Source organism: Rhodococcus sp. IEGM 1379, assembly GCF_030056815.1.
Classification (GTDB): domain Bacteria; phylum Actinomycetota; class Actinomycetes; order Mycobacteriales; family Mycobacteriaceae; genus Rhodococcus_F.
Window position 1 is genome coordinate 1 of record NZ_JASHKR010000127.1, and the last position, 8144, is coordinate 8144.

General features: G+C 62.8%; 6 protein-coding genes and 2 pseudogenes. 3 read left to right on the forward strand and 5 right to left on the reverse strand.

The genetic code is table 11. The features are described 5' to 3' along the window. From QM600_RS28045 to QM600_RS28060, 4 genes and pseudogenes are all read right to left on the reverse strand, one after another. Nucleotides 1-440, reverse strand: a 440-nt coding sequence (locus QM600_RS28045; RefSeq protein WP_283265026.1) for a YncE family protein, incomplete at its 3' end; no start/stop codon positions are given. A 228-nt stretch (nt 441-668) separates the two neighbouring features. Then, a complete protein-coding gene (locus QM600_RS28050; RefSeq protein WP_283265027.1) occupies nt 669-1157 on the reverse strand; it encodes a hypothetical protein in 489 nt (162 codons plus the stop codon). Between the two features lie 119 nt (nt 1158-1276). After that, on the reverse strand, nt 1277-2704 hold the full coding sequence (locus QM600_RS28055) for a beta-propeller fold lactonase family protein (protein ID WP_283265028.1): 1428 nt from the start codon (nt 2702-2704) through the stop codon (nt 1277-1279). Between the two features lie 125 nt (nt 2705-2829). Then, nucleotides 2830-3045, reverse strand: a pseudogene (locus QM600_RS28060) (DUF4192 family protein); the annotation flags it as partial. A 1022-nt stretch (nt 3046-4067) separates the two neighbouring features. Between QM600_RS28060 and QM600_RS28065 the strand changes: the two are divergent. From QM600_RS28065 to QM600_RS28075, 3 genes and pseudogenes are all read left to right on the forward strand, one after another. Next, nucleotides 4068-5462, forward strand: a complete 1395-nt coding sequence (locus QM600_RS28065; RefSeq protein ID WP_283265029.1) for an Ig-like domain repeat protein — start codon at nt 4068-4070, stop codon at nt 5460-5462. Nucleotides 5463-6123: 661 nt separating this feature from the next. After that, complete coding sequence (locus QM600_RS30055; protein ID WP_502943128.1) at nt 6124-6207, forward strand: helix-turn-helix domain-containing protein; 84 nt, start codon at nt 6124-6126, stop codon at nt 6205-6207. A gap of 257 nt (nt 6208-6464) precedes the next feature. Then, nucleotides 6465-6656 (forward strand): annotated as a pseudogene (locus QM600_RS28075) (amino acid permease); the annotation flags it as partial. A gap of 418 nt (nt 6657-7074) precedes the next feature. Here the strand turns inward: QM600_RS28075 and QM600_RS28080 are convergent. Next, complete coding sequence (locus QM600_RS28080; RefSeq protein ID WP_283265030.1) at nt 7075-8073, reverse strand: MFS transporter; 999 nt, start codon at nt 8071-8073, stop codon at nt 7075-7077. Nucleotides 8074-8144: the final 71 nt, after the last annotated feature.

The window sequence follows — 8144 nt, forward strand, 5'->3', positions numbered from 1 at the left end:
GGACCACTGCCGACCCCGATGGTCGCGGTGACGGTGTTGTCGGTGGTGTCGAGCACCGACACCGAGTTGCTGCCCCGGTTGGTGACGTAAGCACGGGCGCCGTTGGGGGTGATCGCCACCTCCTGCGGAAGGATGCCGACCGCAACGGTGGCGGTGACGGTGTTGTCGGTGGTGTTGATGACCGATACTGTCCCGGCACCCCAGTTGGTGACGTAAGCGCGGCTGCCGTCGGGAGTGATTGCCACTCCTAGCGGTGCCGAGCCGATGGGGATCGGTGCGGGGTCGACGGTGTCGGCGGATGCGCTCCCGACACCGAGGGTCATGGCGGCGGCAAGCGCGCCGGCGCCGAGTACCGCGGCGGTACGGGTCCAACGCTTGGGTGCGTGTGGCCGTTCGATGGTGGTGATGGTGGTGTGCCCTTCGAAAGGTGCAGTCCGCACCCCCGGCGGGGGTGCGCAGTGGCCACAAAAGGCAACCACCACAAAGAAACATAACGGACAACAGGCCACGAATACCCAATTCGATTGTTGGCCGCTTTAGGCCACCGTCGACGACAAGCATGTATGGCCCGAAGCGGCCACTACGCACATAAGCGGGCGCAGAACACCGAATTTTGTGGGTTGAACAGGCATTTTCGGTCGATGCGGGCCGTGTCAGGGAACGCTGCGCTATCTCTCGAACGAGACTGCCGATACCGGCGATGGAGAGTCTCGGGATGCGCTCCGCAGATCGAAACGGGCTCTCGTTTCTCGTGGCCACCGTGGTCCCCGGTCAGCGTTCCATTCCGCGGTCGCGTTGCTTCTGCTGCTCGGTTGTTCGCGTTGGCGGGCGAGCATCATGGCGCGGTTGTTCCGTTCGCGTACCTGCGGACTGGCCGCACCCTTTTCGCTGTCGGCGCGGCTGCGTTGAGTAGCTTCGGTTGCTGCTTGCTCGGTTGTGAGGCCGCGGCGACGTTCTTGTTCGGTGGTGATCGCGGCGCCGCGGCGGGTGAGCTGACCGTGCTGGGTGACGATACGTTCGAGGGTCTTGTCGGCGGTATTCAATGCCTGGCGGAAGCGGGCCGGATACAAACGCTGCACCGATACCAAGTGCTCGTTTAAGGCTCCGGAAGTGGTCGATGATCTGGCCGGACTCGGCGAATGGGTCAGTGACGACATCGCGGCCCGCCACTGATTTCCCTGCCCGAATACAGAAAACGTGGCCGTCCACCCCGGAAATGGGGTGAGCGGCCACGTTTCTGGTGCGGGTGGCATCTACCGGGTTGACGACCTCGCGGTCAGGACCCGAAGCCCTCCAACGATCCGAGTGATCCGGTCGAGGGCGGCTCCGGGGCTGCGGTGACTATGAGGGTGGCGTCGAGGGTGGCGGGGGTGCCGATGCCGTTGGAAGCCGTGAAGGTGACTGCGAACGACCCTGCCTCGGTGGGTGTTCCGGATAGAACCCCATCCTCGGAGAGTTCCAGACCGAGAGGCAGCGTGCCGGCAGTGAGAGTGACCGCCACGGGGGTCGGTTGTCCGGTGACAGTGAAGGCGTGACTGTAGGGCTGGCCGAGAACGCCAGCCGGCGGGGTTCCGGTCAGGGTCGGTGCCACCTCGATCGCGATCACCGACACCGAACTACCGAAAATGTTGGCGACGTAGGCGCGGGCACCGTCGGGAGTGATCGCCACCCCGACCGGATTCAGGCCGACCCCGATGGGATCACCGACAACTACGTTGGTGGCGACATCGATCACCGACACCGTGCTGTCATCCTGGCTGGTGACGTAAGCGCGGGACCCGTCGGGGGTGATCGCCACCCCCAATGGATTCCCGCCTACCGGAATCGGTGTGCCGATGACGGTGTTGTCGCTGGTGTTGATCACCGACACCGAACTACCGCTGTTGTTGGTGACGTAGGCGCGGGACCCGTCGGGGGTGATCGCCACCCCGTTCGGGCTCGCGCCGACGACGATGGGTGTGCCGACAACTACGTTGGTGGCGATATCGATCACCGACACCGAACTACCGCCACTGTTGGTGACATAGGCGCGGGAACCGTCGGGAGTAATCGCCACCCTGATCGGCTTTGAGCCGACCGCGATGGGATCACCGACAACTACGTTGGTGGCGACATCGATCACCGACACCGAACTACCGCCGTAATTGGTGACGTAGGCGCGGGACCCGTCGGGAGTAATCGCCACCCCGTACGGATTGCTACCGACCGCGATGGGATCACCGACAACTACGTTGGTGGCAACATCGATCACCGACACCGAACTACTGTTGTTGGTGACGTAGGCGCGGGACCCGTCGGGGGTGAACGCCACCCCTACCGGATTCCCGCCGACCCCGATGGGTGCGCCGACGATAGTGTTGTCGGCGGTGTTGATCACCGACACCGTATCGCTCAGCTGGTTGGTGACGTACGCGCGTCCGCCGTCAGGGGTGATCGCCAGCGATGACGGATACGTGCCGACCGTGATCGTGTCGGTAACGGTGTCGGCGGCGGCGGGACCGACCGCACCTGTCAGGGACAGGGCAACAGCAAGAGCGCCGGCGCCGAGCACCGCGACGGCGCGGGAGCGCCGCGAGCGGGGGTGGGGGTGGGATCGTTCGAGAATGTCGACGGCAGTAGCCCTTCGAAGTGGTGCAGTCCGCACTCTGAGTGGGATGCACAGCGGCCACACGAGGCGACCACCACAAAGCAACATAACGGACATCCGGCCCGATAGTTCGATATCGCCCCGCATCCGGGTCGGCCGCGCCGACTCCCCTCATCGCCCACACTTTCCCGGTACAAACGACGCACTGATCCCCGCACGGGTTCACACCGCCGGACATCGATCACCGAGGTGACTGCTGCCTGGGTGATCGCGTGACGGAATTGTTCGGTCGGTGCGAGGGCGGTCGCGTCGGTGCGGGCAACGAATCCAACTGTCGCAGGTTCTCCCTCGTGGCCGATCAGGCCGACCATCACGACCGAATCGGCGGGGACGAATCCGAGAAGTGCCGGTACTGCGGCCAATACGTCGGTGGCGGTGGTCAAACTGATGCTCTGCATGTTGTTCCCCTTGCGCGGTGAAAGTGGCCGGGCCGGATGCCCCGCCAATCTTTTTCGCCTTCTGGCAAAGGAGAATCGCGTCGGCACTAGGGGGCCGGAGTGCCACTTCTGGGCCGGGAAAATTTCTCTGCGAGCTTGCCAGTGTCTTCGAAAAAATTTGTCGGAGCCATCGGCCGGCGCTTGCGCCGCCAGGGGTTGCGCGGGCACTGTCACGTTAAGCAATCAAGCGCTGATTGTAGTCGATCCGTGCTCGGAAACCTCCTGCTCGTGTGTGACTCATGAGGCTGGTGGGATTTTAGGAAGGCGCCGAATCGATTAACGTGACAGTGCCCTCGAAACAACAATCCAACACTCCCCCAAGACCACCCACCATCACACCGCAACAACCGACGACAACGAATACACGGATCGCTCGGTACAACAGTGGAAACCGCCACCGTTCTCGGCTGCGTCCTCGCCGCCATCGCCATCGTCTGCTGGGCAGCCCGAAAAGCCCCGTAGCGCGAACGTGGCGACCGATCTCGCCGCCAAGCAACGGGGATCCCCTGCGCCGCAAACATGCCACCCAACGAATCATCTAGCTGACGATCAGCCGGGCGAGTCGCACCGACCAATGCGTTGCTCTGACGCTCAAGCTCGGCACAGGCGATGGAGCCGCACTCGTCGATGTTCACCACCGCGCCGTAGCCGCTCTCGGCGTGCGCGCGGACCGGCAAAGGGTCCGCACTTCAACCACTGCAATGGATTTGAGCCCGCAGGTAGCGGCGAGAGAACGGAACGGTGCCGGCCCGGAACATGACCCCGCTGCGCCGATCGTGTCAGTGACCTTGGTGACCAATCCGAGCTTGCGTACGCCCACTACAGAGGCCCGGCGGGGCTAACCCCTTCTCGTGCCGTTCGGGTGAATTTCAAGCAAATGCCAGATCACATCGGAATCGATGCAGTAGCGTGATCCGAATTCGTGACCAGGCTGAACGTTTGTCCAGCTAACGGTCGGGGGCATTCGAGTGAGGAGTTCAACAGTGTCGATAAACAGGAATCTACGACGACTGGCGGCCGGCGCCGGTGCAGCAGTGCTGGCGGCAGGTATCACCGCGACGTTCGGTATCGCCGAGGCTTCCGCCGCCCCGGCGAACCAGTCGACGGACTCCGGTCAGTGGACGTTCAACCGAACGATCAGCAACGCAACCCCATCCCCGGGCGAGACGATCACCGTCACCAACAACATCCGCTTCAACGGTGGTCTCGCCCCGACGATCAGCGCCTTCAAGGACATTCACCCGGCCTGCCTGACCTACGTCACGGATTCGTCGAGGGTCAACGGCAAGGGTGTCGGCACCAATGCCGGCGATCCGACATTCGTGCGCATGACCGGTTCGTGGATCCGCAGCGCCGTCGACCGCAACATCAGCTACTCGGTTGACTACACCGTCGGCGCGAACTGCGCCCGCGACGTAATCCTGATGACGGGGGCGGGGATCAGCGCGAACCAGGGCCTGGGCTCCGAAACCGCCAACGCCGGCCCCACACTCGCTGTCTCGAAGACCTCGACCCAAACCACCGTCGCGGTCTCGCCCGCCCCGCAGGCGAACAAGGCCTCCACCCTGACGGCGACCGTCTCGAACAACGCCACAGGTACCGTCGAGTTCTCCAACAACGGCAGCGTGCTGGGCACCGGCAACGCGATCAACGGCACCGCCGTCTACGGGTGGACCCCGACCGGCGCCGACGCCGGCCTCCCCTTCTCGATCACCGCGAAGTACCTCGGTGACGCCACAAACGCGGTCTCGATTTCCCCCGCACAGACCGGTACGGTCGCCGCCGCCCCGATCACACCCGCGGCCCCGGCCAACCTCGCGGTCACGCCGAACTCCGTCATCGCCGGTAACGCCGTCACCGTCTCCGGCAACGCCGAAGCCGGCAGCGCCGTCAAGGTCACCGCAGGCGACAAGTCCTGCACCGCCACCGCCGACGCAGCAGGCACCTTCCACTGCAACATCGTCCCCACCACCCCCGGAACCCTGACCGTCACCGCCACCGCCACCAATATTGTCGGCACGTCCCCTGTCTCGGCCCCGGTCACCGTCACCGTCACCCCTGTCCCGACCGGCACCGCGGTGATCACCGTTGACCCGGCCTCACTGACCGCAGGTAACCCGGCGACCATCTCGGTCGTCGGCGCCGACGGCGGTACGCACGTTACGGTCAAGAACGGCTCAGCGACCGTCTGCACCGCCACCGCCGACGCGAACGGCACCGCCACCTGCACGTGGACGCCGACCGCAGGCAACCAAACCCTGACCGCCGAACTCACGGTGAACGGCGCCGCGACCACCATCACCAAGACCGTCACCGTAGAGACACAAGGCGACGGCGGCTCCGGCGGCTCGCTTGCCGGACTGTTCGGTTCCAGCTAGTCCGATCCGATCTAGGCCACGAAAAGTGCTCGGACCAGGTGAAGTCACCTGGTCCGAGCACTCTTGTTGACCTCGACAGCACGGAGAACCACTCAGCCACGGAGGAAACTCGGCATCTTGCTGTTGTCGTGTCGTTGTTCGGCCAGGGACGATCGGCCCGTAGTGCGCGAAGTTTCGGGCAGGGTTTCAGGGTTAAGCGGTACATCTGCTCGGTCAAACATCAGCTATCGCCTCCACATCGGCAGAATTTGTCGCCGGCTTGCGCTCGTAGAGGCCAGCAGCGATCAAGGCGTTCGAGATTAACTACGGCGCAAAGTATCGACAAAGCGGTCGCGAAGATCACCCTCTCTGAGAGCCCGGAGAGCACCGATGCCGAGACCTCTACAATCACCATCGGAAACACCATGTCACGCAGCAATCCGACATAGATTTCCGCCACGGGGTTCTAGACACATCCGAACAAAACTGACCTGCACAAATCCAATCACCGACCGATTGTCGTAAACCGAGGATCTTTGTCATCTTCGGCGCCCTCGCAGAGTTCGAACTAAACCTGATCCGGTCGAGGACTCAGGTCGGTCTCGCTGCAGCCCGAGCCCGTCGCCGCACAGGAGGCCGGCCACCGAAGATCACGCCGACGAAACTCACTCAGGCACAACGGATGCGGGAGAACGGCATGCACCTGACCGACATCGCCGAAATCATCGGCGTCGGCAGGACAACGCTGTACCGACACCTGAAATAGTCCCGGGATTCACATCGTCGGCCTACTTGAGTCGACGGTCTCCGAGCAGCCACTTCGTCGCGTGGAGCCCCACTGGCAGGAATGGACTTTCACCTGGGACACGAACAACGTCGGGCGACACACCCTGAGAGCGAGAGCGACCGACGCCGCTGGAAACGTACAACCCGACGTTCCGCAGTGGAACCGGCTGGGCTACGGCAACAACGCCATCGAAGTCATCTATGTCAATCGTCGATGACCTACGGAGGAAAGGATCCGGCGCTGCCGTTGCAGCGCTCGGCTCGCCGTTCTCGCTGATACTGGGTGTCTCAAGAACATCGTTCGACAGCCCGAGATGGGCATCTGCCCCACGCCTTGGCTCAGGTACACCCGAGGTTCGGAGCCCACATCGCGCCGCGTTAGTTGTCGGGATAATCGTAGCGATTCTTGCCGCCACCACCAGCATGAAAACTCACCTGCGTCTGGTGTAGGCGCAACAGCCGGGCGACCGTGTGCGGTCCGGCTGCACCCTCTGGATGAGTGGGAAGGACCCGCCCTCCGGCGAGTGACAGCCGGAGGGCGGGTCAGGCGCGGCGGAATCTGCCCACAGATTCACCGCAGCAAGCCTTAGGTGCCCAGCAGACTGACTGTATAAACCCGTTGCACGACAGAAGCCCCCAACCTCTCCAGGCTGGGGCATTTGCCGTTTCCAGGAAAAGGTAGGTCAGCCGGCACGTTCTGTGCTCGCAGATTCCCCCGGGTGGCCTAACATTCTGGCGACCGACAGACGCGGCGCGTTCGCGCAACCACTGTCGAAGACCTACACCGGAACTCTGGCACCGATTTCGCGGTGGACTCCTCCGAGCGCCAACCGAGTGGCGATTGTCATCAGCCCGAGTACCGCGAACAGCACTCCGGCCCAAACCAATTGACGCGTTCCCAGTTGTCCGAGAAACCAACCGCCGACCATCGTCCCCACCGTGATCCCCAGATCAACACACCGACAATCATCGGGACGAAGTGCGGACCCACGAGATAAATCAGCACGTACACCACGACGCACAGAACCGGGAAGGCTACAACCGTTCGTACAACGCTCTTCCCGAGCATCGCTCCGAACACGAAGTTCCCGAAAATCATCACAACACCGAAAACCAAGAGCATCGCACTGATCCACGATCCACTCATCCCCGTCACGTCACCGAGATACTCGGCGAAATAGCCGTACACCGAGAACATGGCCGCAAAGACGAACGTAACCGAGATAACCGTCAACCACACTCGCGGCCGTCGTAGGATCCCGACCTGCGCACCGTACGACATCTGTTGCGTCACCGGCGACGAGGGCAGGAGCGCCATGATTCCGACGAACGCGAGAACGTTGATTCCGGCACCGAAGACCAACGCCGTCGACACCGAGAAGTTCTCGGCCAGATACGACGTCAACGGCACACCGAAGGCGAATCCGACTGTGACACCGGCAAACACCTTCGTCGTCGCAGCGGCGGCCTTCTCAGGTGGCACCAGACGAACCGCACTCGCAAGTGCGACCGCGAAGAAGACCGGATGCGCGACGGCGGGAATGATCCGGAAAGCGAACATCATCTCGAAACTCGATGTCGTCGCGTAAACCAGATTGGATACCGCGAACACCGCAATCGCCACCAGCAGAACGGTTTTCCTGTTGATTCCCGAAGCGACGAGCGTCATGAACGGACCCGTCACTGCCACGACAAGTGCGAATACACCGACCAACCATCCCGCACTTGATGTGCTGATGCCGAACTTCTCGGAGATCTGGGGCAGAACCCCGATGATCCCCATCTCGGTCGTGATGATTCCGAAGACGCCCAATGCCAGGACCGGAATCAACAATTTCGACTTCACGACAATTTCCTCCCACGGCACTGTCACGTTAATCGATTCGGCGCCTTCCTAAAATCCCACCAGCCTCATGA

Excerpts from the sequence above, each read along its gene's own strand:
- QM600_RS28050 (WP_283265027.1), bottom strand. The coding sequence starts at position 1,157 with ATGTCGTCACTGACCCATTCGCCGAGTCCGGCCAGATCATCGACCACT.
- QM600_RS28055 (WP_283265028.1), bottom strand. The coding sequence starts at position 2,704 with ATGTCCGTTATGTTGCTTTGTGGTGGTCGCCTCGTGTGGCCGCTGTGC.
- QM600_RS30055 (WP_502943128.1), top strand. The coding sequence starts at position 6,124 with ATGCGGGAGAACGGCATGCACCTGACCGACATCGCCGAAATCATCGGC.